The sequence below is a fragment of the Marinobacter sp. ES-1 genome (assembly GCF_000475255.1).
Classification (GTDB): Bacteria; Pseudomonadota; Gammaproteobacteria; order Pseudomonadales; family Oleiphilaceae; genus Marinobacter; species Marinobacter vinifirmus.
Genome location: NZ_AXBV01000032.1, coordinates 272,736 through 298,265 on the forward strand (window position 1 = coordinate 272,736; position 25,530 = coordinate 298,265).

At 60.4% G+C, this 25,530-nt stretch carries 24 protein-coding genes; 9 read left to right on the forward strand and 15 right to left on the reverse strand.

Annotated elements, in window-relative coordinates:
- Nucleotides 1-10: 10 nt before the first annotated feature.
- Nucleotides 11-376: a histidine triad nucleotide-binding protein gene (locus tag Q668_RS05000; protein ID WP_022988513.1), complete on the forward strand. Its 366-nt coding sequence runs from the start codon at nucleotides 11-13 to the stop codon at nucleotides 374-376.
- A 50-nt stretch (nucleotides 377-426) separates the two neighbouring features.
- Here the strand turns inward: Q668_RS05000 and phoU are convergent, their stop codons facing one another.
- The 5 genes from phoU to Q668_RS05025 form a co-directional block, all read right to left on the reverse strand.
- Complete coding sequence (gene phoU, locus Q668_RS05005; protein WP_022988514.1) at nucleotides 427-1,149, reverse strand: phosphate signaling complex protein PhoU; 723 nt, start codon at nucleotides 1,147-1,149, stop codon at nucleotides 427-429.
- A gap of 30 nt (nucleotides 1,150-1,179) precedes the next feature.
- Nucleotides 1,180-2,067: a phosphate ABC transporter ATP-binding protein PstB gene (gene pstB / locus Q668_RS05010; RefSeq protein WP_022988515.1), complete on the reverse strand. Its 888-nt coding sequence runs from the start codon at nucleotides 2,065-2,067 to the stop codon at nucleotides 1,180-1,182.
- A gap of 11 nt (nucleotides 2,068-2,078) precedes the next feature.
- Nucleotides 2,079-3,356 carry a phosphate ABC transporter permease PstA gene (gene pstA, locus Q668_RS05015; protein WP_022988516.1) on the reverse strand — a complete coding sequence of 426 codons (1,278 nt, stop codon included), beginning with the start codon at nucleotides 3,354-3,356 and terminating at the stop codon, nucleotides 2,079-2,081.
- Nucleotides 3,349-4,737, reverse strand: a complete 1,389-nt coding sequence (gene pstC / locus Q668_RS05020; protein ID WP_022988517.1) for a phosphate ABC transporter permease subunit PstC — start codon at nucleotides 4,735-4,737, stop codon at nucleotides 3,349-3,351. The genes pstA and pstC overlap by 8 nt, the downstream gene beginning before the upstream one ends.
- Nucleotides 4,738-4,895: 158 nt before the next feature.
- A complete protein-coding gene (locus Q668_RS05025) occupies nucleotides 4,896-5,942 on the reverse strand; it encodes a substrate-binding domain-containing protein (protein WP_022988518.1) in 1,047 nt (348 codons plus the stop codon).
- Between the two features lie 197 nt (nucleotides 5,943-6,139).
- Between Q668_RS05025 and Q668_RS05030 the strand changes: the two genes are divergently transcribed.
- Entirely contained in the window at nucleotides 6,140-6,544 is a 405-nt protein-coding gene (locus tag Q668_RS05030; RefSeq protein ID WP_022988519.1) for an acyl-CoA thioesterase, read from the forward strand.
- On the opposite strand, the gene Q668_RS05035 is transcribed toward Q668_RS05030, so the two are convergent.
- The 7 genes from Q668_RS05035 to Q668_RS05065 all read right to left on the reverse strand — a co-directional run bounded on the left by Q668_RS05035 (nucleotide 6,538) and on the right by Q668_RS05065 (nucleotide 12,877).
- Nucleotides 6,538-7,710: an MFS transporter gene (locus Q668_RS05035; RefSeq protein WP_022988520.1), complete on the reverse strand. Its 1,173-nt coding sequence runs from the start codon at nucleotides 7,708-7,710 to the stop codon at nucleotides 6,538-6,540. The two genes, Q668_RS05030 and Q668_RS05035, sit on opposite strands and share 7 nt — an antisense overlap.
- Nucleotides 7,711-7,788: 78 nt before the next feature.
- Nucleotides 7,789-8,586, reverse strand: a complete 798-nt coding sequence (locus Q668_RS05040; RefSeq protein ID WP_022988521.1) for an ABC transporter permease — start codon at nucleotides 8,584-8,586, stop codon at nucleotides 7,789-7,791.
- Nucleotides 8,573-9,181 (reverse strand): ATP-binding cassette domain-containing protein, encoded by a 609-nt coding sequence (locus Q668_RS05045; RefSeq protein WP_036219176.1) that lies wholly within the window; start codon nucleotides 9,179-9,181, stop codon nucleotides 8,573-8,575. Before Q668_RS05045 ends, Q668_RS05040 begins: the two co-directional genes overlap by 14 nt.
- Nucleotides 9,182-9,188: 7 nt before the next feature.
- Nucleotides 9,189-9,860, reverse strand: a complete 672-nt coding sequence (locus Q668_RS05050) for an SDR family oxidoreductase (protein WP_022988523.1) — start codon at nucleotides 9,858-9,860, stop codon at nucleotides 9,189-9,191.
- Entirely contained in the window at nucleotides 9,853-11,064 is a 1,212-nt protein-coding gene (gene arsJ / locus Q668_RS05055) for an organoarsenical effux MFS transporter ArsJ (RefSeq protein ID WP_022988524.1), read from the reverse strand. The genes Q668_RS05050 and arsJ overlap by 8 nt, the downstream gene beginning before the upstream one ends.
- A gap of 1 nt (nucleotide 11,065) precedes the next feature.
- Nucleotides 11,066-12,070, reverse strand: coding sequence for an ArsJ-associated glyceraldehyde-3-phosphate dehydrogenase (locus Q668_RS05060; protein WP_022988525.1), 1,005 nt, complete (start codon nucleotides 12,068-12,070; stop codon nucleotides 11,066-11,068).
- Between the two features lie 42 nt (nucleotides 12,071-12,112).
- Entirely contained in the window at nucleotides 12,113-12,877 is a 765-nt protein-coding gene (locus Q668_RS05065) for a metalloregulator ArsR/SmtB family transcription factor (RefSeq protein WP_022988526.1), read from the reverse strand.
- Between the two features lie 131 nt (nucleotides 12,878-13,008).
- On the opposite strand from Q668_RS05065, the gene Q668_RS05070 reads away from it, so the two are divergent.
- The 6 genes from Q668_RS05070 to Q668_RS05095 all read left to right on the forward strand — a co-directional run bounded on the left by Q668_RS05070 (nucleotide 13,009) and on the right by Q668_RS05095 (nucleotide 18,513).
- The gene (locus Q668_RS05070) at nucleotides 13,009-14,331 is read left to right on the forward strand and encodes a permease (protein ID WP_022988527.1); all 1,323 of its coding nucleotides are present in this window, start codon (nucleotides 13,009-13,011) and stop codon (nucleotides 14,329-14,331) included.
- Nucleotides 14,332-14,362: 31 nt separating this feature from the next.
- Entirely contained in the window at nucleotides 14,363-14,593 is a 231-nt protein-coding gene (locus Q668_RS05075) for a thioredoxin family protein (RefSeq protein WP_022988528.1), read from the forward strand.
- A 2-nt stretch (nucleotides 14,594-14,595) separates the two neighbouring features.
- A complete protein-coding gene (gene arsH, locus Q668_RS05080; protein WP_022988529.1) occupies nucleotides 14,596-15,312 on the forward strand; it encodes an arsenical resistance protein ArsH in 717 nt (238 codons plus the stop codon).
- Nucleotides 15,313-15,321: 9 nt separating this feature from the next.
- Nucleotides 15,322-16,392 (forward strand): ACR3 family arsenite efflux transporter, encoded by a 1,071-nt coding sequence (gene arsB, locus Q668_RS05085; RefSeq protein ID WP_022988530.1) that lies wholly within the window; start codon nucleotides 15,322-15,324, stop codon nucleotides 16,390-16,392.
- Between the two features lie 25 nt (nucleotides 16,393-16,417).
- Nucleotides 16,418-17,614 carry a chromate efflux transporter gene (chrA, locus tag Q668_RS05090; protein WP_022988531.1) on the forward strand — a complete coding sequence of 399 codons (1,197 nt, stop codon included), beginning with the start codon at nucleotides 16,418-16,420 and terminating at the stop codon, nucleotides 17,612-17,614.
- 101 nt (nucleotides 17,615-17,715) lie between these two features.
- Complete coding sequence (locus Q668_RS05095; protein ID WP_022988532.1) at nucleotides 17,716-18,513, forward strand: undecaprenyl-diphosphate phosphatase; 798 nt, start codon at nucleotides 17,716-17,718, stop codon at nucleotides 18,511-18,513.
- A gap of 470 nt (nucleotides 18,514-18,983) precedes the next feature.
- On the opposite strand, the gene uvrD is transcribed toward Q668_RS05095, so the two are convergent.
- Both uvrD and Q668_RS05105 read right to left on the reverse strand, forming a co-directional pair.
- Nucleotides 18,984-21,149: a DNA helicase II gene (uvrD, locus tag Q668_RS05100; RefSeq protein ID WP_022988534.1), complete on the reverse strand. Its 2,166-nt coding sequence runs from the start codon at nucleotides 21,147-21,149 to the stop codon at nucleotides 18,984-18,986.
- A gap of 294 nt (nucleotides 21,150-21,443) precedes the next feature.
- On the reverse strand, nucleotides 21,444-22,892 hold the full coding sequence (locus Q668_RS05105) for an NAD-dependent succinate-semialdehyde dehydrogenase (protein ID WP_022988535.1): 1,449 nt from the start codon (nucleotides 22,890-22,892) through the stop codon (nucleotides 21,444-21,446).
- Between the two features lie 168 nt (nucleotides 22,893-23,060).
- Between Q668_RS05105 and Q668_RS05110 the strand changes: the two genes are divergently transcribed.
- Complete coding sequence (locus tag Q668_RS05110) at nucleotides 23,061-24,074, forward strand: histone deacetylase family protein (RefSeq protein WP_022988536.1); 1,014 nt, start codon at nucleotides 23,061-23,063, stop codon at nucleotides 24,072-24,074.
- Here the strand turns inward: Q668_RS05110 and thiI are convergent.
- Nucleotides 24,071-25,525, reverse strand: a complete 1,455-nt coding sequence (thiI, locus tag Q668_RS05115) for a tRNA uracil 4-sulfurtransferase ThiI (RefSeq protein ID WP_022988537.1) — start codon at nucleotides 25,523-25,525, stop codon at nucleotides 24,071-24,073. The genes Q668_RS05110 and thiI overlap by 4 nt on opposite strands.
- Nucleotides 25,526-25,530 lie beyond the last annotated feature (5 nt).

The window sequence follows — 25,530 nt, forward strand, 5'->3', positions numbered from 1 at the left end:
GGGAGTTTTCATGTCGGAAACCATCTTCACCAAAATCATCAACCGGGAAATCCCGGCAGACATCGTTTATGAAGACGACCTCAGCCTGGCGTTCCGGGACATCAATCCGCAGGCACCGGTACACCTGCTGATTATCCCGAAGAAGGCGATCGCGACTATCAACGACATTGAAGAAGGCGACCGGGAAGTGGTGGGACACCTGTACTGGGTAGCCGGAAAACTGGCCAGAGACATGGGCTTTGCCGAAGACGGCTACCGGGTGGTGATGAACTGCGGAGAGAATGCCGGGCAGACGGTGTTCCACATCCACCTGCACCTGCTGGCCGGCAAGCCACTGGGCTGGCCGCCTTACACTGACAAGATGAAGCAAGCCTGATTGCAGGCATCACGGGCGGAACCCGATATCACCGGATTCCGCCCTGGGTATCAGCGACCGACGACCCGCTCTGCTTCTTCCATCGGCGAATGGCGAATATCCTCACCCTTGGCCATGAAAATTACGTGCTCGGCGATGTTGCAGGCGTGGTCACCAATGCGCTCGAGTGCGCGCAGTACCCACATCACCATCATGCAACGGGTGATGTTGCGGGCATCTTCCATCATGAAGGTCAGCAGCGCCCGGGCCGCAGCCTGGTACTCTTCGTCGACCTGCTTGTCCTCTTTCATGATCCGCAGCGCCTGCTCGGAATCCAGCCGGGCAAAGGCATCCAGGGCATCGTGCAGCATGCTGAGCACGTGGCTGCCGATATGGCGGATTTCCACGTAACCCCGGGGAGCCTGGCCTTCTTCGGTCAGCTTGATGGCCATCTTGGCAATTTTCTTGGCCTCGTCACCTACCCGCTCCAGCTCCGCCACCATCTTGATCACGGAAATTACCAGGCGCAGGTCCCGGGCCGTGGGTTGCCGGCGGGCGATAACCAGGATGGCTTCTTCATCCAGATCCATTTCCATCTTGTCGACCTGCTTGTCGCCAAGGCGGACTTTTTCCGCCAGCTGGCCATCCCCATCAATCAGCGACTGGATGGCCTTCTCTACCTGACTTTCCACCATGCCCCCCATGTTCAGGAACTGGGTTTTCAGCTCGTTCAGTTCATCGTTGAACTTGCCGGAGATATGATCTCCGTATACATCATCCTTTCTGTTCGGCATCTTCTTTATCTCCAAGGTTCCCGGGCCTGATTAACCAAAACGACCGGTGATGTAGGATTCGGTCAGTTCGTGGTCCGGCGACGTAAATACTTTGTCGGTTTCGTTCACTTCCACCAGGTGACCCAGGTGGAAGTACGCCGTGCGGTTGGATACCCGGGCGGCCTGCTGCATCGAGTGGGTTACGATCACAATGGTGTAGCTCTCGGACATTTCCGCGATCAGCTCTTCTACCTTGGCGGTAGCGATCGGGTCCAGGGCGGAACAGGGCTCGTCCATCAAAATCACTTCGGGGCTGACAGCAATGGCCCGGGCAATACACAGGCGCTGCTGCTGACCACCGGACATACCCGTGGCGGTGGCATCCAGCCGGTCTTTCACCTCGTTCCACAGGCCAGCCTTGCGCAGGCTGTCTTCGACGATATCGTCCAGGTCGGACTTGCGGTTAGCCAGGCCGTGAATGCGCGGGCCGTAGGCCACGTTATCGTAGATCGACTTGGGGAACGGGTTCGGTTTCTGGAACACCATGCCCACCCGGGCCCGCAGCTCTACCACGTCGCGCTTGGGATCGTAGATATCCTGGTCGTCCAGCATCAGCTGGCCGTTCACGCGGCAGATGTCGATGCTGTCGTTCATCCGGTTCAGGCAGCGCAGGAAGGTGGACTTACCACACCCGGACGGGCCGATAAAGGCAATAACTTCGTTGCGGGCAATATCCAGGCTAATCTTTTTGATGGCGCGGCTTTCGCCATAAAACACCTCAACATCCCGCAGCTTGAACTTGGGGTCGTCGGCGTAGGGGCTGCCAACGGTAACCCCTTCCTGGATGACCGCCTCTGCCGGGCGCTCGTCCTGCCGGGGAGCGGCAGGGGCCTCGATGGTGCTGGTGTTGCTGGTTACAGTCGAATTCATAGTATTCATGGTTTAACTCCTTACCACCGGCGTTCAAGACGTTTACGGAGCCAGATGGCCAATGCATTCATGGTGATCATAAAGGTCAGCAGGATCATGATTCCGGCAGAGGCAAGCTCAACAAAGCCCTGCTCGGCACTGCTGGCCCAGAGGTAAATCTGTACCGGAAGCACAGTGGCGGAACTGAAGAAACCGTCTGGAATCTCCACGATGAATGCCACCATACCGATCAACAGCAGCGGCGCGGTCTCACCCAGCGCCTGGGCCATGCCGATGATGGAACCGGTCATCATGCCGGGCATGGCCAGGGGCACCACGTGGTGCAGCACCACCTGCATTTTCGATGCGCCGATACCTTCCGCCGCTTCCCGGATGGAGGGCGGCACACTCTTGATGGCCGCACGGCTGGAAATAATAATGGTGGGCAGGGTCATCAGCGCCAATACCAAACCACCCAGCACCGGCACGGAGCGAGGCAAGCCGAATACCCCGATAAACACCGCCAGGCCCAACAGACCGAAAATGATCGACGGTACCGCCGCCAGGTTGTTGATGTTGACCTCGATAAAGTCGGTAAACTTATTCTGGGGCGCGAATTCTTCCAGGTACACCGCTGCGGCAACACCCACCGGGAAGGCAATGACCAGGGTAACCACCATGGTCAGCAGGGAGCCGACAATGGCACCCAGAATACCGGCATTGGACGGTTCCCGGGAGTCGCCCCGGCTGAAGAACACATCGTTGAAACCGGTATCTATCACGCCCTTGTCGACCAGCTCATCCACCCAGCGCTGCTGCTGTTCGGACAACCGGATGCTGTAGGCCGGGTTGTCGGCATGTTTCACATAGACCGACACCGTATCGTGCACCAGAAACTCCATGGTCTGGGTGCTGCCCAGCAGTTCCGGCTGCTTTTCCAGCAGGTCCTTGATCTGGTTACTGGCATAGCTGCCGGCCAACCGGCTCAGTTCCCGCAGGTCTGCGCGCGCCTCCACCTCGGGAAAATACTTCCGCAGGGCCGTTATGATGGGCGCCTGGAAGTCCGCCATGGACATCTGGTCTTTGTCAGACGCGTCATCCAGGTACATCTGCTCGCCATCCAGCACCACTTCAAGGGTCATGGTGGTCTTGATAAAGCCGGTGTAGCCCTTGCCGATGATATCGGTAAACAGAGCCGCCAGGGACAACAGGGCGATGGCGATGGCGGTCATGCCGTAGAGCCGGAACCGGCGCTCCTTGCGGTACCGACGCTTGAGTGACTGGCGGACAATCTCCGCCTGTGAACGTTGATCAGTCATACTGTTCCCTATACTTGCGGACAATCTTCAGGGCAACCACATTAAGGGCCAGGGTTACGATGAACAGCATCATGCCCAGGGCAAACGCGGCCAGGGTCTTGGCGGAGTCGAATTCCTGGTCACCGGTCAGCAGGGTGACAATCTGCACCGTAACCGTGGTGACGGAATCCAGCGGATTGGCCGTCAGGTTAGCGGCCAGGCCCGCTGCCATCACCACAATCATGGTTTCACCGATGGCCCGGGAGGCTGCCAGCAGGATACCGCCCATAATGCCGGGGAGGGCCGCGGGGAAAATCACGTTCTTCATGGTTTCCGACTGAGTGGCACCCAGTGCCAGGGAGCCGTCCCGCAGGGTCTGGGGTACGGCGTTGATCACGTCGTCAGACAGCGATGAAACAAACGGAATAATCATGACACCCATCACCAGGCCCGCTGCCAGCGCGCTCTGGGATGAGGCTTCAAGGCCGATACTTTCAGCCAGGTCCCGTATAAACGGGGCAACCGTAAGGGCCGCAAAGAAGCCGTACACCACGGTAGGTACGCCGGCCAGCATTTCCAGCAGCGGTTTGATCACCGCCCGGGCCGGCCTGGTTGCGTACTCAGACAGGTACACCGCAGACAGCAACCCCACAGGCACTGCCACCAGCAGCGCAATGGCCGATATCAACAGGGTGCCGGTGAATAGCGGAATGATACCGAAAGCACCGTCTGAACCTACCTGGTCAGCGCGAAGGGCAGTCTGGGGGCTCCAGGACGTGCCAAACAGAAACTCGGTAATGGGAACCTTGCCGAAGAACCGGAAGGTCTCAAAAATCACGGAAAAGACAATACCGACGGTGGTCAGCACGGCAACCGCCGCACAGACAAAGAAAATCCACCGCAAGGTGCGCTCCACGTTCTCGCGGGCGTTGATATTAGGTTGTACCCGCGTCCAGGCATAGGCAGCGCCCAGCACCGCAAGCAGAATCACCAGCGTGGCCTTGAAGTTGGCACTGCGCTGTTTGAGGTCCTCCAGGAGGTCAGCCGCACCCACTACCTCCGGGGGCACAAACTGCGGGTCCAGCTTGCCGGCTGCCACGTTGTTGATCTGCGAAAGAATCAGGCTCGCCTGCCCGTCAGACTCAGGTGCAAGCTCTGCCGGCAATGAAGCCACCACATAGTTCTGGATAACCTTGCCTTCAAAGCCTGCCCACAGTGCCAGGACAACCAGCGCAGGTATCGCACACCACAAAGCGGCACGGGCCGCGTAGTAAAATGGCAACGCCTTCAGGTGGCGAATTCCGCCGATCGGCCCGGCTACCGCGCGCGAGCGCATATAGCACAGCCCATAGGCGACGACGGCAATCACCAGGATCAGAGGCAACAGATTGGCCGTTTGCATAACGTTCTCTGTATCGTGTGAATATTGAGTTAAAGCCAGCTCAACGTTTTTATTATTGTGCCAGTTTAGCGGCTGCTTTATTCATCGGGTTGTAACAAAAGAACGCGAACCTCCCCGGCCCGCGTTCTTTGTCGTCATCCCTGACTACCCGGAGCTGCTTACAGCTCGTTGCCGGTCATCGGCTTCAGGTTGCGCACGTTCTTGGCCACTTCCATGCGGGTGTTGCGCGGGTTCGGAATCAGGCCTACATCGACCAGGTAGCCGTTATCACCCCAGGCACCTTCGCTGGTGAATTCCTCGGCGTATTCCTTGATCCCCGGAACCACACCCACGTGGGCGTTCTTGATGTAGAAGAACAGAGAGCGGGCAACCGGGTATTCTTCGGCAGCAATGGACTCCGGAGTCGGTTCAACGCCACCAATGGTTGCGGCCTGGATCTGGCTGCTGTTTTCCATCAGGAAGCTGTAACCGAAGATACCCAGGATGTCTTTGTCCTGAGCCAGGCGCTGAACGATCAGGTTGTCGTTCTCACCGGCTTCAACGAACGGGCCGTCTTCACGCATGCTGTGGCACACGCTCTTGAATTGTTTCTTGTCCATCGCCTTGATGAAATCGAAGGTCTTGCAGCCACCTTCCATAGCGATTTCAACGAAGGCATCACGGGTACCGGAAGTCGGAGGGGGACCCATTACGTTGATTTCCATGTTCGGCAGGCTGGAATCGATGTCGCTCCACTTCTGGTACGGGTTGGCTACCAACTTGTCGCCACCCTTGGGGTCCGGAACTTCCTTGGCCAGGGCCAGGAACACCTGCTTCAGGCTCAGGTCCAGCTTGCCAGCATCTTTGGAGTTGGCGATAACGATACCGTCAGCACCAATCTTCACTTCGGTGATTTCCTTCACGCCATTGCTCTGGCACATCTCGAATTCGCTCTTCTTCATGCGACGGGATGCGTTGGTGATGTCCGGGTGCTGGGTACCGATACCGGCACAGAACAGCTTCAGACCGCCGCCGGAACCGGTAGATTCCAGTTTAGGAGTCGGGAAGTCGGTGTTACGGCCAAAACGCTCGGCAACCACGGTGGCGAACGGGTAAACAGTGGAAGAACCGACGATGTTGACGGTATCACGGGCCATGGCCGGGGTGGACACGGCGGCAATGCTGCCCGCCAGGGCAACAGAAGCGATTGCAGCTTTCAATTTCATCACGTTATGTCTCCAGTATCGGTGGACGTTATGTTGGTATCTGCTTTACCGATGAGTGCATCCTAGGGAGACTCTGTGACAACTTTGTTACAGCTTTTGAAATATAGCCGTCATTAGCGAAATTTTCTTGCAGCGTGCCGCCAGCCCGTTACCATGCACAGAAAACAATTCTCAGGCTTCTGTAAGGCAAACCATCCATGAAAGCATACAATGACGACAGGCCCGCCCCCCGCGGGGAAATGATGCTGCAGGTAATTCCCCTGCCCTCCGACACCAACGCTAATGGCGACGTGTTCGCCGGCTGGCTGGTTAAACAGATGGACATTGCCGCCGCCACCATGGCCGGGCGCATCTCCCAGGGCCGCAACGCTACCGTGGCCATGGATCGTATGGAATTCCTGTCGCCGCTGCGGGTGGGCTCCCAGGTGGGTTGTTACTGTGAACTGGTCGATATCGGCCGCAGTTCCATGAAGATCCAGGTGGAAGTCTGGACCCTGGACCGCAATTCCAAGACACCACGTAAGGTCACGGAAGGGCTGTTCGTGTACGTGGCTATAGACGAGCACGGCCGCATTCGGGAAGTTCCGGAGCAGAATCACTGACCGGACGACCGGGCCAGTGACCACAACCCCAGCACTGGCCCGGGCAGCAACAGCAGCACCACCCACAGGCCCCAGGCACTCCAGAGCCCGCTGGTAAGCCAGATAGCAGGCAAGGTCAGGCCAAAGCCAACCGCATTCATCACCGCCAGGGACGAGCCCACGGTTTCTTTCGGGGCCGTTGCTGCGGCCAGCGCGGAAAATTGCGGGGAATCAGCCACCACCGCGACGCCCCAAACCAGCAGTAACGCCATCAACAACGCCGGTGGCAGCCCGTTCATCCAGGGATAGAGCAGGCACAATGCCCCGGACACTATCAACGCCCGCCGGGCGACCCACTCACTACCCAGAGTCCGACTGATCCGACCGCCGCCAATACAGCCAACTGCCCCCATACCGATCACCGCAAATGACAGCCAGGGTATCAAAGCCTCACTCTGTCCCAGACGCTGCAGTTCTCGCCCGATCAACAGCGGCACCAGCGTCCAGAAGGCGTAAAGCTCCCACATGTGGCCAAAATAGCCACCGGCCACGGCCCGGAACCGGGGTAGGCGCAAAGCAGACAGTCCCTTTCTGAGCGGAAGACGACCGCTGGCTCTGGGCAGGTGCGGCCCGTCACCCAACAGAAACACCAACAGACCGCCCAGCAACGCCAGGCATGAGGATGCAAACAGTGGCCACTCCCAGGGCATACCCAGCGTTGCGCCTCGCATCAGGTGGGGTAGCGCGGTACCGAGGGTCAGCATACCCACCAGCCAGGCCAGGGCGGCGCCGGCGTATTTCGGTGTCCAGGCAATCACCAGTTTCATACCGAGGGGATAGATGCCGGCCAGGCACAAGCCGGTGGCGAACCGGAACAGGCTGTCCAGCGGAAACACCCCGGCCACCGCTACAAAGCCGGCGTTCGCCAGTGCGCCCAGCAGGCTCGAAATAAGGAAGATGCGGCTGGCACCGAAGCGATCCGCCAGGCCAGTCACCGCCAGGGCAAGCGTGCCGGCAATAAAACCCGCCTGAACCGACAGCGTCAGCCGGCCCAGATCCGATTCCGCCAACCCCAGCTCGGCGGCGAGCGATAGCCAGACCCCGTTGATACTGAACCAGAGGGAGGTGCCGAACAATTGTGCGAGCACAATGACTGGCAAAGGATAACGTTGCAGTAGGCTGGTCATATTATTGTCTTTGCGGTTACCGGAAAACCAAGCCTAGCTCGAAACCCGACTGAGACCCCATGCGACTTTGGTGCCCGGTCACGGTTTGGTTAAACGATCCAGCCGCAGGCGCTCCCGGCCATCAAACAGCCGCCGGCCTCCCCAACTGACCGCCATCACCGCACCAAACCCCGTGCCAACGGTGATAGTGAGCATAATCAGAATCTGATATTTAACGGCGACAGCAGGCGGGCTGCCCGCCAGTATCTGGCCGGTCATCATGCCCGGCAGGCTGACAATGCCGGCCGCCGCCATGGCGTTGATGGAGGGCATCATGCCACTGCGCATAGCTTCCCGGCGAATATCTTCCAGTGCCTGCTGCCAGGTCTGGCCCAGCATCAGCCGGTTCTCGATTACCGCCCGCTGGCGCCAGACCGAATCATTCAGACGATCCAGGGCCAGGCTGACACCGGTCATGGTGTTGCCCAGCATCATGCCCAGCAAAGGAATCGCGTACTGTGGGGTATACCAGGGCTCCGGACCAATCACCACCGCCAGTGCCAGCACGGTCACGGTAAACGACGACACGAACATCGCGCCGGTGCCGATCCCGAACGCCCACCCGCCTTTCAGGCGTCGGCCCTGGCGCGCTACCACTTCCCGACCAGCCACCAGCAGCATGACCGCCGCCAGCAGCGCAATCCAGTAGAAGGCGGAAGAGGCAAACAGGGCTTCCAGTACCAGGCCAATCAATGCCAGCTGAATAACCGTTCGTATGGCCGCCACCAACAGGCTGCGGGTGATGCCCAGCCGCCCCAGGTAGGCTGTCGCTGCCAACGCCAGCACCAGCAAAGCCGCCAGGCCCAGTTTCCACCAGGCCAGGTCAATCACTTCCATGGACAGGCTCCAGTGCGGATCCCCGAATCCGATAGTGAGCGTTGGCTACCCGATGAATCTGGGCGGAATCATGGGCGACCCACAGGGTGGCGATCTGCCGCTGTTCAATCTCCTGCAACAGCCAGCGTTCGATCGCCTCTGTCGATTCGTTATCCAGATTGGCGGTCGGTTCATCCAGCAGCAGCGCGTCTGGTTCCTGAACCAGGGCCCGCCACAACGCGAGTCTTTGTCGCTCACCGGATGACAACCGGCTAACCGACCAGTCCATAACCTCGGCAGTGAAACCCAGAGCGGCAGGCAAACGCTCACAAGCCCCCTCAGGAAAGTGTGCGCTTACCTCATCAAACCACCACTGGCTTTCCGCCGGCACCATTACCACCTGCCGTCGCCACTGGTGTGCCGGCACACTCTGTTGGTCGAGGTTATCCAGCGAAATCCGGCCGCGATGGGGTTCCAGATCGGCCACCGCGCGCAGCAGCCGACTCTTGCCACTGCCAGAGGGGCCCGACAGGCACACCACCTGTCCGCGGGGAACGGTCAGCGATACCTCATTCAGCACGCCAATGCTGACACCTTGAAGCAACAACCCTGTCAAAGCCGGCTCACCAGGGCAGTTCCTCACCGTTGCTGTGCCAGAACGACCCGGTATTCTCCAGGGTCAGATTGGCAATGCGCTCGGCCAGCCCCCTGGCAGACTCCTCCGGCGTGATCAGCCCGCCAAAGTTCACCATTCGCGTTTTCACATAACCGGGATGCAGCTGCGCCACGGCGATACCTTTGGGTTTGAGATCGACTGCCAGGGACTTTCCGAAAGCGTTAAGCGCCGCCTTGGACGCCCGATAGCCATAGCGACCGCCGGAATCGTTATCGGCAATGGAACCCATGCGACTGGTGATATTGGCGATCTTACTGCCCGGCCCCATAAACGGCACCAGGGCCTCAGCCACCCGCAGCGGGGCGTAGGCGTTGATTTCCATCTGAGTACGGATGGAGTCGAAGTCGATACTGCCCAGCTGCTCGTCCTGCAGCAGCCCGGCGTTGTTGATCAGCAGGCTGATACGCTTGCCCGCCAGACCGGATTTCAGCTTATCGATGCCGGCATCGGTGGTGACATCCACGCCGTCGATCACCTGGGCCGCCACACTGGCCAGTTCGTCCGATGACTGCCGGCACACGCCAATCACTTCGCAGCCTTCAGCGGCATAGTGCCGGGCCAGTTCCAGACCAATACCACGATTGGCACCGGTAATGACCACCACATTGGAATCAGACATAGCCTTTTTCTCCTATTGGTTTCTCCGCTCGTTCCGGCAACCATACTGACAACGCTGCCGCTGTGGCTACCAGGGCTGCGGAAATCCACAAACAGGCTTCCAGCCCATAAGCCTGGTACACCCAGCCAGACAGGATGGTACCCAACAAGCGGCCGGCGGCATTGGACATATAGTAAAAACCCACATCCAGCGACACGCCATCGCCCCGGGCGTAGCTGACAATCAGGTAGCTGTGCAGGGAGGAGTTGATGGCAAACAGCACCCCGAACAGCAGCAAACCGCCGATCACCACCGCCTGTGCCGACCAGCCGGCCATCAAGGCCCCGGCAATCGCGGCAGGAACCAGCGCCAGTACTGCCGCCCAACGCACGGCACCGGATTTACCGTTGGAGTGTCCGGTGATTCTGGGTGCAATGGTCTGGATAAAGCCATAGCCGATAATCCAGCTGGCCATAAAGCCACCCACCTGCCAGTGATCCCAGCCAAACACCGTGGCCATATACACCGGCAGCGCCACCACAAACCACACGTCCCGGGCGCCGAACAGGAACATCCGGGCCGCCGACAACACGTTGATGGCCCGGCTCTTGGACAGAATCTCACTGAATTTGGGTTTCGCCTTGCTCTTGCCCAGATCCTGCCCCAGCAGGAACAGGCTGGCCAGCCAAACCAGCCCCAGGGCCACTGCCATGATGATCACCGCACCGGTAAAACCAGAGGCCATGAGCAGCACGCCGCCCAGAAAGAAACCCACTCCCTTCAGGGTGTTCTTGGAGCCGGTGAGAATCGCCACCCACTTGTACAGGGTGCCCTGCTGCTCATCCGGCACCAGTAACTTGATGCCGCTCTTGGCGGACATCTTGTTCAGATCCTTGGCAATGCCAGACAACGCCTGCGCCGCCATCACCCAGGGCACCGTGAGCATGGCCGCCGGCACCGCCAGCATGGCCAGCGCCACAATCTGCAGAAACAGCCCGATGTTCATGGTGCGGTTCAGGCCCATACGGGCGCCGAGATAGCCGCCCACCAGGTTGGTCACCACCCCGAAAAACTCGTAGAAGATGAACAACAGGGCGATTTCCAGAGGCGAATATCCCAGCTGGTGGAAGTGCAGCACCACCAGCATTCGCAGCGCGCCATCGGTCAGGGTGAAAGCCCAGTAGTTACCGGTGATCACCAGATACTGTCGGATGGCAGCGCTCATATCAGGCCAGCCCTACCTTGCGGACCAGTTCTGCGGTGCGGTTGGCGTAGCCCCATTCGTTGTCGTACCAGGCATAGATTTTCACGTGGGTGCCGTTGACCACCAGGGTGGACAGGGCATCGACAATGGAAGAACGGGGGTCGGTTTTGTAGTCGATGGATACGAGTGGGCGCTCTTCGTAGCCCAGGATGTCCTTCAGTTCGCCCTCGGCGGCCTCTTTCAACAGCTGGTTGACCGTATCCCGGTCGGTCGGCGTCTCCACTTCAAACACACAGTCGGTCAGCGACGCGTTGATCAGCGGAATCCGCACCGCGTGGCCATCCAGCCTGCCTTTCAGCTCCGGGAAGATTTCGATAATCGCGGTGGCGGAACCGGTACTGGTGGGAATCAGCGAACTGCCACAGGCCCGGGCCCGGCGCAGGTCCTTGTGGGGCGCATCGATGATGGTCTGGGTGTTGGTCAGGCTGTGGATCGTGGTCAGGGAACCGTGTTTGATGCCCAGTTTCTCGTGGACGACCTTCACTACCGGCGCCAGGCAGTTCGTGGTGCAGGAGGCCGCCGTGATGATGCGGTCATTGGCCGGCTCGAAGATGTGTTCGTTCACGCCCATGACAATGTTCTTCGCGCCCGGCTCTTTCACCGGGGCGGTCACCACCACCCGCTTCACACCCTGATCCAGGTAGCCCTGCAGCACGGCGACTTTCTTGTTCACGCCACTGGCCTCGATCACCAGGTCGCAACCAGACCAGTCGGTATCGGCAATGGCTTTGTTATGGGTCACGCGGATGCGCTGGCCGTCAATCACAATCTCATCGCCATCGGCGGTGGCTTCGTGGTTCCAGCGGCCATGCACGCTGTCAAAGTTCAGCAGGTGCGCCAGCGTGTTGGTGTCAGCCCCCGGGTCGTTGATGGCCACAAATTCCAGCTCCGGCCAGCCCCAGGCGGCCCGCAGAGCCAAACGGCCAATGCGACCAAATCCGTTAATACCTACCTTGATCTTGCTCATGGTGTTCTCCTTGCGAGTTTCGCAATCCTTGTAAATTCGTGATCAGGGGCACTGCACTGCCGGGCGGTCTGCCATGGCCTGCAACCTCGCCAGGGGCTGCCCGATCAGTGCCGCATTGTTCCGGGCGGTTTCCTCCAGAACCCGCACTACCCAGTCTGGCAGATGCGGATGAAGGTAATAATAGACCCATTGGCCCCGGCGCTCTGTTTCCAGCAGGCCGGCATCCCGAAGTGAGGCCAGGTGCCGGCTGACTTTTGGCTGGGAGACTTCAAACGCCTCAGTCAGCTCGCACACGCACAGCTTGCCCTGATCCTTGATCAGCAGCAGGGCCGCCAGGCGCAGGTCGTCGGCCATGGCCTTGAACACAGCCACCGGGTTGTAGTCCGCCGGTTTCAGGCTAGTCTCTTTCTGATGCACCAGGGTGAACAGGCCGATACGCTCCCTGATCTCTTTCAGCGTCAAGGCAAAGGTGGCGTGCCGGTTGGCCTCGGCCGGGTCCGGAAAGTCCCAGGCAATCTGCTGGGCGCCAGACGATACCCTGGCGCACTCCCGGGCAGCCTTTTCACACAGGGTGATCACATAATCCCAGTACTGGCCCTGCAACTCAGACAGCGACTTGCTGTAAAGCCCGTCCACCGGAATACCGGCTTCCTGCAGCACCTGTAGCGCTAACGGGTGCGGCTCACCGGGCTCGGTGCCGGCACTGGCCACCTCGAACCGGTCTCCAGCCATGTGCCGGAGCAAGGCTTCTGCCATCAGGGAGCGGGCGCTGTTGGCGGTGCAGACAAACAGGACTCTTCTTTTCATACGAATTTCCGTATATTCGGGTTGCCATACATTTAACTTTTGCGATAATAGCCGGCAACTGTGACAGAGTAAAGACAGCAATCGCAGCCAGCAGCAGCGAGCCAACCGCGATAAAGGACATCGAAACGACCATGGCAGAAAGACTACTGGAGATTTACAGGAGCAATCAGCGGGAAGGCAACCTGCTGTTTTTCATGATCCTGGCCTTTCTGGCCATTTTCTTCATGCCCGCCGGAACCGAACGCTTTGATAACGCGGTGCTGGAAGCCTTCCGCCTGACCAACTGGTATGCCCGGGAACACGTGATCCTGTGCCTGCTGCCGGCGTTCCTGATTGCCGGGGCCATGGCGGTGTACATCAGCCAGGGCTCGGTAATGCGCTATCTGGGGCCGTCTGCCTCGAAGCCGGTAGCCTTCAGCGTCGCCTCGGTATCCGGCACTTTGCTGGCTGTGTGCTCCTGCACCGTACTGCCGCTGTTCGGCGGCATTTATCGTCGTGGCGCCGGACTGGGGGCGGCGGTGGCCTTTCTCTATTCCGGCCCGGCCATAAACATCATGGCCATTGTGGTCACCGCCAAGGTGTTGGGGGCTGAAATCGGGCTGGCCCGGGCCATTGGCGCCATTGTCTTTGCCGTGGTTATCGGCGCCATCATGCACCTGATCTACCGCAAGGAAGAGGCCGAGCGCTCGGTGAGCAATGCCCGGGGCTTCGGCGGCGACGAGGCTGACAAACCGGTCGGTGTCATTGCCCTGTTCTTTGCCCTGATGGTAGGCATCCTGGTATTCGCCAACTGGGCGGCGGCCGACAACCAGGCCTGGATGGCGGTCTATGACCTGAAATGGCCCATCACTGCAGCCCTGGCCGCTGTCCTGGGTGTGTTGCTGGTACGACGCTGGCACTGGCCACCGGGCCAGTTGCTGATTCTGGCCGCCGTGGTTGCGGCCTTTGCCACCCTGGCACCCGGCATGCCGGAGCTGCCGTTTGTGATCGGTATCGGCGGCCTGATGCTGATTGCCACCCTGCGGGACCAGGACCGGGAATGGCCGGTGCAGAGCTGGGACTTCGCCAAGCAAATCCTGCCACTGCTGCTGGCCGGGGTGTTTGTGGCCGGCTTCGCCCTGGGTCGCCCCGGCCATGAAGGCATGATCCCCTCGGAATGGGTAGCCGCCGCGGTGGGCGACAACTCCCTGCTTTCCACCATTCTGGCGTCGGTGCTGGGCGCCCTGATGTACTTTTCGACCCTCACCGAAGTGCCCATCGTCGAAGCCCTGATGGGCTCCGGCATGGGCAAGGGCCCGGCACTGGCGCTGTTACTGGCTGGCCCGGCCCTGTCGTTGCCCAACATGCTGGTGATCCGCACCATTCTGGGCACGCAGAAAACCCTGGTGTACTGCGCCCTGGTGGTGCTGATGGCCACCATTACCGGCTTTATTTACGGAAACTGGTGGGTATAACCCCACCCGCACAAACCCGAAGGAGATGACCATGAAATTCACCATCTATGGCAGTGGCTGTGCCAAGTGCAAGCAATTGACAGCGAATGCCGAGGAGGCCGCCAGGGCACTCGGGCTGGACTACGAAGTGGAAAAGGTGACGGATGTGAACGACATCATTGATGCCGGCATCATGCGCACACCCGCCCTGGCCGTAGACGGCGAGATTGCCGTGGAAGGCAAGGTGGCCAGCGCCGACGACATCAAGAAACTGCTGGGCTGAGCATGACCTCTTCTGATTTACCCAACATCGACACCGGGCTGTTCCGGGCCCCGACCAACGACGATCTGTTCGCGGCGGCGCCTTCTGACCACAAACCCAGAATTCTGCTGCTGTACGGCTCCCTGCGCGAGCGCTCGTTCAGCCGCCTGGCGGTGGAAGAAGCCGCCCGCCTGCTGGAAGCCATGGGCGCGGAAACCCGCCTCTTTAACCCCCGCGGCCTGCCCCTGGCCGATGCCGAAGATGCCTCCCACCCGAAGGTTCAGGAGCTGCGGGAGCTGGTGCAGTGGAGCGAGGGCATGGTGTGGTGCTCACCGGAACGCCACGGCGCCATGACCGGCATCATGAAAACCCAGATCGACTGGATTCCCCTGTCCATGGGCGCCGTTCGGCCGACTCAGGGCAAAACCCTGGCGGTGATGCAGGTGTGCGGCGGCTCCCAGTCATTCAACGCAGTCAACCAGTTGCGGGTGCTGGGCCGCTGGATGCGCATGGTGACCATCCCGAACCAGTCGTCCGTACCCAAGGCGTTCATGGAATTTGACGACAACGACCGGATGAAGCCTTCGGCCTACTACGACCGTATCGTGGATGTCATGGAGGAGCTGGTAAAGTTCACCCTGCTGGTGCGGGACCGCAGCGATTACCTGACCGACCGCTATTCCGAACGCAAGGAAAGCGCCGAAGAACTGTCGAAGCGTGTGAACCAACGTTCCATTTAAGGATGTGCAATGAGCCGTAACAGCGATGTAAACACGGTTGAAGCCACTGACGGCGGAATGGACCTGTTCGGGCGTTACCTGTCCGTGTGGGTGGCGCTGGCCATTGTGGCCGGTGTAGCCCTCGGGCAGCTCGCCCCCTCGATTCCCGAGACCCTGTCCCGCTTCGAATACGCCCAGGTGTCCATCCCCATCGCCATCCTGATCTGGGCAATGATTTTCCCGATGATGGCGCAGATTGATTTCAGCGCTATTGTCGGGGTGCGCAAGGAGCCAAAAGGGCTCGCCATCACCACCATTGTGAACTGGCTGATCAAGCCCTTTACCATGTTTGCCATTGCCTGGTTCTTCCTGATGGTGGTGTTTGAGCCCTGGATCGCCCCGCAACTGGCCAGCGAATACCTGGCCGGCGCCATTCTGCTGGGCGCCGCCCCCTGCACCGCCATGGTGTTTGTCTGGAGTTACCTGACCCGCGGCGATGCCGCCTACACCCTGGTGCAGGTGTCCCTGAACGACATCATCATGCTGTTCGCCTTCGCCCCGATTGTGGTGTTCCTGCTGGGTATTTCCGACATCCAGGTACCCTGGGATACGGTGATTCTGTCGGTGGTGCTGTACATCGTGATTCCGCTCACCGCCGGCTACCTGACCCGCCGCATCCTGATCGCCCGCAACGGCCAGCAGTGGTACGACGAGGTCTTTATGAAACGCCTCGGCCCGGTGACCCCGGCGGCGCTGATTGTCACCCTGGTTCTGCTGTTTGCCTTTCAGGGCGAAGTCATTCTGGAAAACCCGCTGCACATTGCCCTGATTGCCGTGCCGCTGATTATCCAGACCGTACTGATCTTCTTTATCGCCTACGGCTGGGCAAAATTATGGAAGGTACGCCATTGCATCGCCGCACCCGGTGCCATGATCGGTGCCAGCAACTTCTTTGAACTGGCCGTGGCTGCCGCCATCGCCCTGTTCGGCCTGCAATCCGGGGCGGCGCTGGCCACGGTGGTGGGCGTACTGGTGGAAGTGCCGTTGATGCTGATGCTGGTGCGCATAGCCAATAACACCCGGGACAAGTTCCCGGCCTGATCAGAGATTGTCTTTGGGAGTGAATATGGCCCCTGGCGCGGTGTCAGTTGCACGAATTCGGGAAATTTTCCTGGCCTTCCTGGCCCTGGGCCTGACCTCCTTTGGCGGCCCGGCGGCCCATCTGGGTTATTTCCGTAATGAGTTTGTGGCCCGGCGCCGCTGGCTGTCAGAGCAGGACTATGCAGATCTGGTCGCCCTGTGCCAGTTCCTGCCCGGGCCCGCCAGCAGCCAGGTGGGGTTTGCCCTTGGCCTGCAGCGCGGTGGCGGCTGGGGCGCTGCCGCCGCCTGGACCGCCTTTACCCTGCCCTCGGCCATCATCCTGGTGGCCTTTGCCCTGAGCGCCAGCCTGCTGGATGGTGCGGTCAGCCAGGGCATTATCCATGGCTTGAAAGTGGCGGCGGTAGCCGTAGTAGCCCACGCCGTGCTGGGCATGGCGCGCTCACTGTGCCCGGATCAACAGCGGGCCGGCATCGCCCTGGCAGCGGTTATGCTGGTGGTGTTTGTGGGCGGTACTGCCGGGCAGGTTTCCGCGATTGTGGTCGGAGCCCTTGCGGGCCTGGTGCTGTGCCGCGCTGCCGACGACGGCGCCGCCGGACATTCCGGCATCTCGGTGTCAGCGGGCACCGGCCGGCTGACGGCTTTTCTATACGTGTTCCTGCTGGTCGGCCTGCCCCTGCTGGCGTGGCTCGCGCCCTCGGCCCTGCTGGATATGCTTGATGGCTTCTACCGCGCCGGGGCCCTGGTCTTCGGCGGCGGCCACGTGATGCTGCCACTGCTGGAAGCGGAAGTGGTGCAAACCGGCCGGGTAAGTGCCGATGAATTCCTCGCCGGCTACGGCGCCGCCCAGGCCATCCCCGGCCCGCTGTTTACCTTTGCTGCCTACCTGGGTGCCGTGATGGGGCCCTCTGCACCAATTATCTGGGCCGCGCTGGCCCTGCTGGCCATTTTCCTGCCCGGCATGCTGATCCTGATGGCGGTACTGCCGCACTGGAACAACTTCCGCCGCTGGCACCGCGCCCAGGCCCTGATGCGCGGCGCCAACGCGGCTGTGGTGGGCATTCTCGGTGCCGCGCTGTACCAGCCGGTATTCACCAGCGCCATCGTCGGCCCCGGCGAATTCGCCCTTGGCCTGACCGGGTTTATGCTGCTAAGCGTATGGAAACTCCCGGCCTGGGGCGTGGTGATCGTGATGGCCGCCGGCGGCGTGCTGCTGGGTGCGTAACCTGCCGCGCCTGTTCAGCCGGCAGTCACCCTGCTAATATCCCGCTCGTTTTCTGAGCGCGCCAAACCCGTTAATCAGCACCACCGACCGGAATTAAAAGAATGGATGTTTACCAGGCCCTTTTCCTTGGCCTCCTCCAGGGACTGACCGAATTCCTGCCCATATCCAGCTCCGCCCACCTGATACTGACACCTGCCTTCTTTGGCTGGGAAGACCAGGGCGTAGGCTTTGACCTGTCGGTGCATGTGGGCACGCTGCTGGCCGTGGTGCTTTACTTCCGTCGGGATGTCTTCGGCGTTGCCCGGGACGGCCTGATCTCCATCCACCAGCGCAAAATCGTCGGCCAGGGCGCCCTGGCCTGGTACCTGGTCATCGGCACCATTCCCGCAGGCCTCGCTGGCCTGGCCCTGCTCGACATGATCGACAACGAACTGCGCGGCGCCTCGGTGATCTTCTTCACCACCCTGGTGTTCGGCATTCTGCTTGGCATTGCCGACTGGCTGCCGAAACGCCAGCGCACCATGGATACCCTGAACTGGAAAGACGCCGTCGTCGTCGGCATCGCCCAGGCCATGGCCCTGGTCCCCGGCACCTCACGCTCCGGCGTCACCATCACCGCCGGCCTGTTCCTGGGCATGACGCGGGAAACCGCCTCGCGGTTTTCGTTCCTGCTGGCGATTCCGATTATCGTGCTGGCATCTGCGGTGAAGCTGCTGGAAGTGGCATCATCCGATGTGATCGTAGACTGGAGTGGCTTCCTGATCGGCGGCGTAACGTCGTTCCTGATGGCCATCACCGCCATCCACTTCTTCCTGAAGTGGCTCAACAAAGTGGGCATGTGGCCGTATGTTCTCTACCGGATTGTTCTGGCTGGTGTGATTTACGCGGTTCTGATGTAAGACGCTTATTCGGGAGTTTCGTTCTTTGGGTGCAGGCCTCGACCTTGGGGGTTGGCAGGCATCAGGAAGGGCTTTCCAAAAAGCGCTCAAGCCGTCCATGGGCGCTTGTGTTCCGCCATCCATGGCTCCACAAATTTTTGGAAAGCCCTTCCTGATGCCAGCTCGTAACTACCGAATTGCCTGCCAGAAATAACTTCTCATTCCGCCTGATGGTTCAAGACTGGCTCTCAAAGACTCGCCTGTTATCTATTGGAGTTAAGACGTCACGCTTCCATATCTCTGCCTTTATGAGGATGGCACGGAGTACAGCGTTTCGGTTTGGGGGAGCCTTTCCAAAAATTTGCGGAGCCATGGATGGCGGAGCAGAAGCGCCACAAGGATGTGCCGAAGGAGCGGTTTTTGGAAAGGCTCCCCCAAACCGGAACTCCCCGCAACCAGCATGCGAACTCAACAGAGGCTAACGCCGAAACCTAGCAGGCCTCCAAAGGCGCATAGGCCAGCACCAGCCACTTGGCGCCATCGTCGAAGTTTACCTGCACGCGGGTGTGGTGCCCGGTGCCCTCGGAGTTCATTACGATACCCTCGCCGAACTTCGGATGACGCACCCGCTGCCCCAGACTGAAACCCGATTGCTGCGCCGAATCCTGGCTGAACATGCTTTCATTGGGGCGGGACACCATCGCCGGCCGGGTCACCGTATTGCGTAACCGCACTTCCTGCAGGCAGTCGCCCGGAATCTCCCGAACGAAGCGGGACAGCGCGTGGAATTTTTCCTGCCCGTACAAGCGGCGGGATTCGGCGTAAGTGAGCACCAGCTTTTTCATGGCACGGGTAATGCCCACATAGGCCAGACGGCGTTCTTCTTCCATACGCCCCGGCTCTTCCAGCGACATGCTGTGGGGGAACAAACCTTCTTCCACGCCCGCCAGGAACACCAGCGGGAATTCCAGGCCCTTGGCGGAGTGCAGGGTCATCAGCTGCACGCTGTCTTCATGGGCATCGGCCTGGGCTTCGCCGGCATCCAGTGCCGCCTGGGCGATGAATTCTGCCAGCGGGTCGACGCCGTCTTCCACCTCGAAATCGGACAGCGCATTTACCAGCTCTTCCAGGTTCTCTACCCTTGCCTGACCTTTCTCGCCTTTTTCGCTGGCGTGGTAGTCCTTCAGGCCACTGGCTTCGATGGCCTGCTTCATCAGCCCCTGCAATGAGGCTTCGCCCACCATTGCAGACAGGCCGTTGATGATTTCCATAAACGACTGCAGCCCGGTTTTCGCCCGGCCTTTCACCTGCCCTGCTGCCAGCAGGCGTTCGGCAGATTCCCACAGGGAAATGCCCTGCTCGGTGGCGTATTCACGCAACTCCGCCAGGCTCTTGGCGCCGATGCCGCGGGTCGGGATGTTGACCACCCGTTCGAAGGCGGCGTCGTCCCGGTGGTATTGCACCAGGCGCAGGTAAGCCAGGGCGTTGCGGATTTCCTGGCGGTCGTAGAACCGCAGGCCACCATACACCCGGTAGGGAATGCCCTGGCGCATCAGGGCTTCTTCCAGCACCCGGGACTGGGCGTTGGAGCGGTACAGGATGGCGGATTCGCTGCGCAGGTTGCCGTCGTTGACCCAGGCGGTGATGGAGTCGGCGATGTAATTGGCTTCGTCCTGTTCGTTAAAAGCCGCGTACAGACTGATCGGTTCGCCTTCGGGGCCGTCGGTCCACAGCTCTTTACCGAGGCGACCCTGGTTGTTGGCGATCACCGCGTTGGCTGCTTTCAGGATCATCTGGGTGGAGCGGTAGTTTTGCTCCAGCCGCACCAGACGAGCGTTGGGGAAGTCCCGCTGGTACTGCTGGATGTTTTCGATCTTGGCGCCACGCCAGCCGTAGATAGACTGGTCGTCATCCCCGACCACGGTGAGCGGCACGCGGTTGCTGGCCAGCACCTGCAGCCAGGCGTATTGGATGGTGTTGGTGTCCTGGAACTCGTCCACCAGGATGTGCTGGAAGCGCTGCTGGTAGTGGCTCAGCAACTCCGGCCGGTGCAGCCAGAGTTCGTGGGAGCGCAGCAGCAGTTCGCCAAAGTCCACCAGGCCGCCCTGCTGGCAGAGTTTCTCGTACTGGCGGTAGATTTTCAGCATGGTGCTGGTGAAGTGGTCACCGGGGTTTTCCTGGATATGATCCGCCCGCAGGCCTTCGTCTTTCTGGCTGTTGATAAACCACTGGGCCTGTTTCGGCGGCCACTGGCTTTCATCAATCTGGAACTCGCGCATCACCCGCTTGACCATGCGCAGCTGGTCGTCGCTGTCGAGTACCTGGAAGTTCTCCGGCAGGCCGGCGTCTTTCCAGTGCGAGCGCAGCAGGCGGTGGGCGATGCCGTGGAAGGTGCCGAACCACAGTCCCCGGGAGGGGATGTTCATCATTTCTTCGATGCGGTAGCGCATTTCCTTGGCGGCTTTGTTGGTAAAAGTCACCGCAAGGATGCCGGTGGGCGGCACCCGGTCCACCGTCATCAGCCAGGCAATCCGGTGCACCAGCACCCGCGTTTTGCCACTGCCCGCGCCGGCCAGTACCAGCAAGTGGTCGTTCTGGGCGGTGACGGCCTCGCGCTGGGCATCGTTCAGGGGGTCAATAATGTGGGAAACGTCCATAGCACCTGGCTTTTACTGGTTAAATAAACAGGCCTGAGAGTATAACAGGAGAAAAGCAGGTTTGTCGGGCAGGGATTGGCGCCGCTCTTTTGGAGTTAACGCTCAGGATCTTTGGAGTTAACGCACAGGAACGGGGACTTCTTCCCAGGACACGCTACGAGCACATCCCTGTGCGCTTGACTGTGGCCATCCATGGCCACAGACAGTCCTGGGAAGAAGTCCCCGTTCCTGCGCTGTCTGGCAACGAAGGTGCACCTCCCCCGTGCGACACCTCAAAAGATGAGGGCTTATGTCTTAGAAGCCACGCGGTACGGTTTGCGCTTCCACAAACTCGAACAAGCCTTCCAAGCCACCTTCCCGGCCAATACCGGACGCTTTCATGCCACCAAACGGCGCTTCCGGAGTAGGCCCGGTGCCGGTGTTCCAGCCTACGTGGCCGAAACGCAGGCCGGCGGCTACGCGCTGGGCGCGCTCGGCATCGGCGGTGAAGACGTAGGAGGCCAGGCCGAATTCGGTGTCGTTGCCGGCTTCGATGACTTCTTCTTCGGTGCGGAACAGGGCCATGGGCACCAGCGGGCCGAAGGTTTCTTCCTGGTAGCAGGCCATGTTGCGGTCAACGCCCTGTACCACCGTGGGCGGGAAGAACAGGCCTTCACCCAGTTCTTCCGGCTGCTTGCCGGCGACCAGTTTGCCGCCTTTGGCCAGGGCGTCTGCCAGGTGGCGTTTTACTTTGTCGAAACCGGCTTTGTTGACCAGCGGCCCGATGTCGACGCCGTCGTTCATGCCGTCGCCGACGGTCATTTTGTTCACCCGCTCGGCGAGTTTTTCGCCGAAGGCGTCGGCCACTTTTTCATGGACGAAGATGCGGTTGGCGCAGACGCAGGTCTGGCCGCCACCACGGAATTTGTTGGCGATCAGGTTGTCGGCGGCGGCGTCCAGGTCGGCATCGTCGAAGACGATATACGGGGCGTTGCCACCCAGTTCCAGGGACAGCTTTTTCACCTGCTCGGCAGTGTCGACGATCAGTTTTCGGCCCACTTCGGTGGAGCCGGTGAAGCTGAGCATGGGTACGTCTTTGTGTTCACACAGCACTTTGCCGATGACGCTGGCCTTGCCCATCACCAGGTTGACCATGCCATCGGGCAGGCCGAGTTTGTCCATGATGCTGAAGAAGGCAACCATGGTGAGCGGGGTTTCACTGGCCGGTTTGATGACCGAGGGGCAGCCGGCCGCCAGGGCCGCCGAGAGTTTCTTGGCGATCATGCCGATGGGGAAGTTCCAGGGCACAATCAGGCCGGTGACGCCGATGGGGCGGTAGTGAACCGTCCAGGTGCAGTCTTTCGGCTTTTCCGGAATGGTGTGGGCATCCAGCGCCTGGATGTGCCTGGCGCAGTAATCGAAGAAGCCGGCGGCGTAGTCCACTTCGCCCTGGCCTTCTTTCCAGGGCTTGCCGTGTTCCATGCACAGGATGCGGCCGATTTCCTCGCGGTTGTCCTTCAGGGCATCGCGGATGTCTTCCAGCCATTTGCGGCGGGTTTCAAGGGGATAGGGGTTGGTCAGCCGCAGGGCCTGCTTGCCGGCTTCGACCGCATCCAGTATGTCTGGCTCCGGCATCGAAGGTACTTTAGCAATCACCTCGCCCGTGGCCGGGTTGTAGACATCAAAGGTCCTGCCACCGGCGCTGTCTGTCCAGCGCCCGCCAATATAGCCGGTAAGATTCTGCAGCAGTGGTGATTCGATCATCTCGACTCCTTTTCTGTGCCTGATCACGCCCGGTTGCGGGCCGGGATCCGGGGTTCGGGTTCTGCCTTCATAGTGGTAGCTGGGGGCCAGCCTGTAAAGTCAGCGGGGATTTTTTGACCCATCCCGGTCTCTGCCTATACTCGAGGGAGTGAGTCAAGGAGGCCGGACATGAAAGCATTTTTCCATCCGTCACAGGATCTGCACATCCCGAAGACGTATTTCACCCGGGGCCAGATGCGCCAGCCCCAGGAGGTGCCGGATCGTACCGGCCAGATGATTGAAGGCCTGAAGGCGTTGGGCATTCCGGTGTTACAGCCCGCCGACCAGGGCGCGGCGCCGATCTCGAAGGTGCATGACCTGGGTTATCTTCGGTTCCTGGAATCCGCCCACCGGCGCTGGATGGAAATGGAAGACTGGGGCGACGAGGTGATGTCCAACATCTTCGTGCGTTCTCCCAATGCCCTGCGGGGTGTCCTGGCGGAAGCGGCCTGTTACCTGGCCGATGGCAGTTGCCCGATTGGCGAGAATACCTGGAAGGCTGCCTACTGGTCGGCCCAGACCGCACTCGGGGCGGCCGATGCGCTGATTGCCGGCGAGCGCTACGCCTATGCCGTGTGCCGCCCGCCCGGCCACCACGCCCGCAAAGACGCCGCCGGGGGCTTCTGCTACCTGAACAATGCCGCCATCGCTGCCGAGCATATGAAAAGCCGGTTCCCGCGCACGGTGATCCTGGACACCGACATGCACCACGGCCAGGGCATCCAGGAAATCTTCTACAATCGCAGCGATGTGCTGTATATATCCATCCATGGCGACCCCACCAACTTCTACCCGGTGGTGAGCGGCTTCGAGGACGAGCGCGGCGAAGGCGAAGGTTATGGTTACAACATCAACCTGCCCATGCCCCACGGCTCCAGCGAGGAGGATTTCTTTGCCCGCGTGGAGGAAGCACTGGCGGCTGTGCGGCTGTACCAGCCCGATGTGCTGATCCTGCCGCTGGGCTTCGATATCTACAAAAACGACCCGCAGGCGAAGGTGTCGGTGTCGTCCGAGGGCTTCTGCCGGCTCAGCACCCACATCCGGCAGCTGGGGCTGCCGACGCTGATCGTACAGGAGGGGGGATATGACCTGGACGCCCTCAGCGAGAACGTCCAGCAGTTCTTCAGGGGGCTGGAAGGCTAGGCGCCCGGAGCGTAAACCTTCACGTTGTTAAGGCCTTCCGCCTTCAGGTGACCGGCGTGCATGCGGCTCATGGTGCCCCGGTCACAGTACAACAGGTACTGGCGGCCTGCCGGCAGCTCCGGCACCTGCTGGTTGAGCTCGTAGAACGGGATCTTCAGGATCTCGTTGTTGGTAAGCGTCAGCGGCGCCCGCTCTTCCTCGGAAGGGTGGCGCACGTCGATAATCACATCGTCTACCGCCGGGGTCTGTACCAGTTCCACCTCTTCCGGAGTCACCACGCTGTCCAGCAGTTCGCTCACCTTGGTGTGCTCGCTGTTGGCGATGGCGCTGGCCAGTACTTGCGGGTCCATATGGGTTTCTTCTTCCTCCACCCGGTGCAGCTTGGCGCGGGTGACCGGTTTGCTGGAAATCACGCCACAGTATTCCGGCATGTTGCGGGCAAAGGGCTCGGTACCGATGTCCCGGGCAATGCGGATGATTTCCTGCTTGTCCATGGCAATCAGCGGGCGCAGCACCACTTCATCGCTGGCGCGATCGACCACGTTCAGGTTGGTCAGGGTCTGGCTCGACACCTGGGCCACGGCATCGCCCATCACCAGGCCGGTGGCGGTGTAATCCCGGGCAATTTCGGCAGCGGCTTTCAGCATCATGCGCTTGAGCACCACGCCCCAGTGGCGATGGTTTACCGAACGCATGATTTCTGCCACCACGCCCTCGAAAGGCACCGAGATAAACTTTACATTGTGGGAGGCGCCATAACGCTGCCACAGGTAGTGCACCACCTGGCGCACACCCACTTCATGGGCGGTGCCGCCGAGGTTGAAGAACAGGAAATGACTGCGGATACCGCGGCGCATCATCAGGTAAGCCGCTACCGACGAATCGTAGCCACCGGAGATCAATGTCATCACGGTTTCCACGGTACCCAGCGGATAGCCGCCCAAGCCCTCGTGACGGCGATGGGCAATGTGGAACTGGTCATCGTTCACTTCGATGCGCACTTCCACTTCCGGATTTTTCAGATCGACCCCACGGGCCTCGGAGGCTTGCATCAGCGCGCCGCCGACCAGTCGCTCCAGGTCAATCGAACGGAAATCGTGCTGGCCATGGCGCCGTGCACGTACTGCAAAGGTTTTGCCTTTCAGTCGACCGGCAAAGGCCTGTATGGCCTTGGCGCCCACGTCGTCCAGGTCCACAAACGGGTAAACCGCGATTTCCTGGATGGTGGAAATGCCTGAAATTCGGGTAAGTTCATCAATCACCGCGCCGGTCAGGCCCCGGCCTTCGGGCACCTCCACATCAACCCGGTCCCAGCTGCCATCCACCCGGATGTCGGCATCCAGGCGAGCCAGGAGTTTCCGGATATTCTGCCGCAACTGGCGCATTTGCTGCTGGCGAACGGGTTTGCTTTTGATGGCCACTTCAGCGGCGGGACGAATCAGTAATTTCATAAAAA

Coding starts and splice junctions, on each gene's coding strand:
- chrA (WP_022988531.1), top strand. CDS start 16,418: ATGGCCCCTGGCGCGGTGTCAGTTGCACGAATTCGGGAAATTTTCCTG.
- arsH (WP_022988529.1), top strand. CDS start 14,596: ATGACCTCTTCTGATTTACCCAACATCGACACCGGGCTGTTCCGGGCC.
- Q668_RS05105 (WP_022988535.1), bottom strand. CDS start 22,892: ATGATCGAATCACCACTGCTGCAGAATCTTACCGGCTATATTGGCGGG.
- pstA (WP_022988516.1), bottom strand. CDS start 3,356: ATGACTGATCAACGTTCACAGGCGGAGATTGTCCGCCAGTCACTCAAG.
- Q668_RS05095 (WP_022988532.1), top strand. CDS start 17,716: ATGGATGTTTACCAGGCCCTTTTCCTTGGCCTCCTCCAGGGACTGACC.
- Q668_RS05065 (WP_022988526.1), bottom strand. CDS start 12,877: ATGAAAAGAAGAGTCCTGTTTGTCTGCACCGCCAACAGCGCCCGCTCC.
- Q668_RS05035 (WP_022988520.1), bottom strand. CDS start 7,710: ATGACCAGCCTACTGCAACGTTATCCTTTGCCAGTCATTGTGCTCGCA.
- Q668_RS05025 (WP_022988518.1), bottom strand. CDS start 5,942: ATGAAATTGAAAGCTGCAATCGCTTCTGTTGCCCTGGCGGGCAGCATT.
- pstC (WP_022988517.1), bottom strand. CDS start 4,737: ATGCAAACGGCCAATCTGTTGCCTCTGATCCTGGTGATTGCCGTCGTC.
- arsB (WP_022988530.1), top strand. CDS start 15,322: ATGAGCCGTAACAGCGATGTAAACACGGTTGAAGCCACTGACGGCGGA.
- Q668_RS05050 (WP_022988523.1), bottom strand. CDS start 9,860: ATGTCTGATTCCAATGTGGTGGTCATTACCGGTGCCAATCGTGGTATT.
- Q668_RS05110 (WP_022988536.1), top strand. CDS start 23,061: ATGAAAGCATTTTTCCATCCGTCACAGGATCTGCACATCCCGAAGACG.
- arsJ (WP_022988524.1), bottom strand. CDS start 11,064: ATGAGCGCTGCCATCCGACAGTATCTGGTGATCACCGGTAACTACTGG.
- phoU (WP_022988514.1), bottom strand. CDS start 1,149: ATGCCGAACAGAAAGGATGATGTATACGGAGATCATATCTCCGGCAAG.
- uvrD (WP_022988534.1), bottom strand. CDS start 21,149: ATGGACGTTTCCCACATTATTGACCCCCTGAACGATGCCCAGCGCGAG.
- thiI (WP_022988537.1), bottom strand. CDS start 25,525: ATGAAATTACTGATTCGTCCCGCCGCTGAAGTGGCCATCAAAAGCAAA.
- Q668_RS05075 (WP_022988528.1), top strand. CDS start 14,363: ATGAAATTCACCATCTATGGCAGTGGCTGTGCCAAGTGCAAGCAATTG.
- Q668_RS05030 (WP_022988519.1), top strand. CDS start 6,140: ATGAAAGCATACAATGACGACAGGCCCGCCCCCCGCGGGGAAATGATG.
- Q668_RS05060 (WP_022988525.1), bottom strand. CDS start 12,070: ATGAGCAAGATCAAGGTAGGTATTAACGGATTTGGTCGCATTGGCCGT.
- Q668_RS05040 (WP_022988521.1), bottom strand. CDS start 8,586: ATGGAAGTGATTGACCTGGCCTGGTGGAAACTGGGCCTGGCGGCTTTG.
- pstB (WP_022988515.1), bottom strand. CDS start 2,067: ATGAATACTATGAATTCGACTGTAACCAGCAACACCAGCACCATCGAG.
- Q668_RS05000 (WP_022988513.1), top strand. CDS start 11: ATGTCGGAAACCATCTTCACCAAAATCATCAACCGGGAAATCCCGGCA.
- Q668_RS05070 (WP_022988527.1), top strand. CDS start 13,009: ATGGCAGAAAGACTACTGGAGATTTACAGGAGCAATCAGCGGGAAGGC.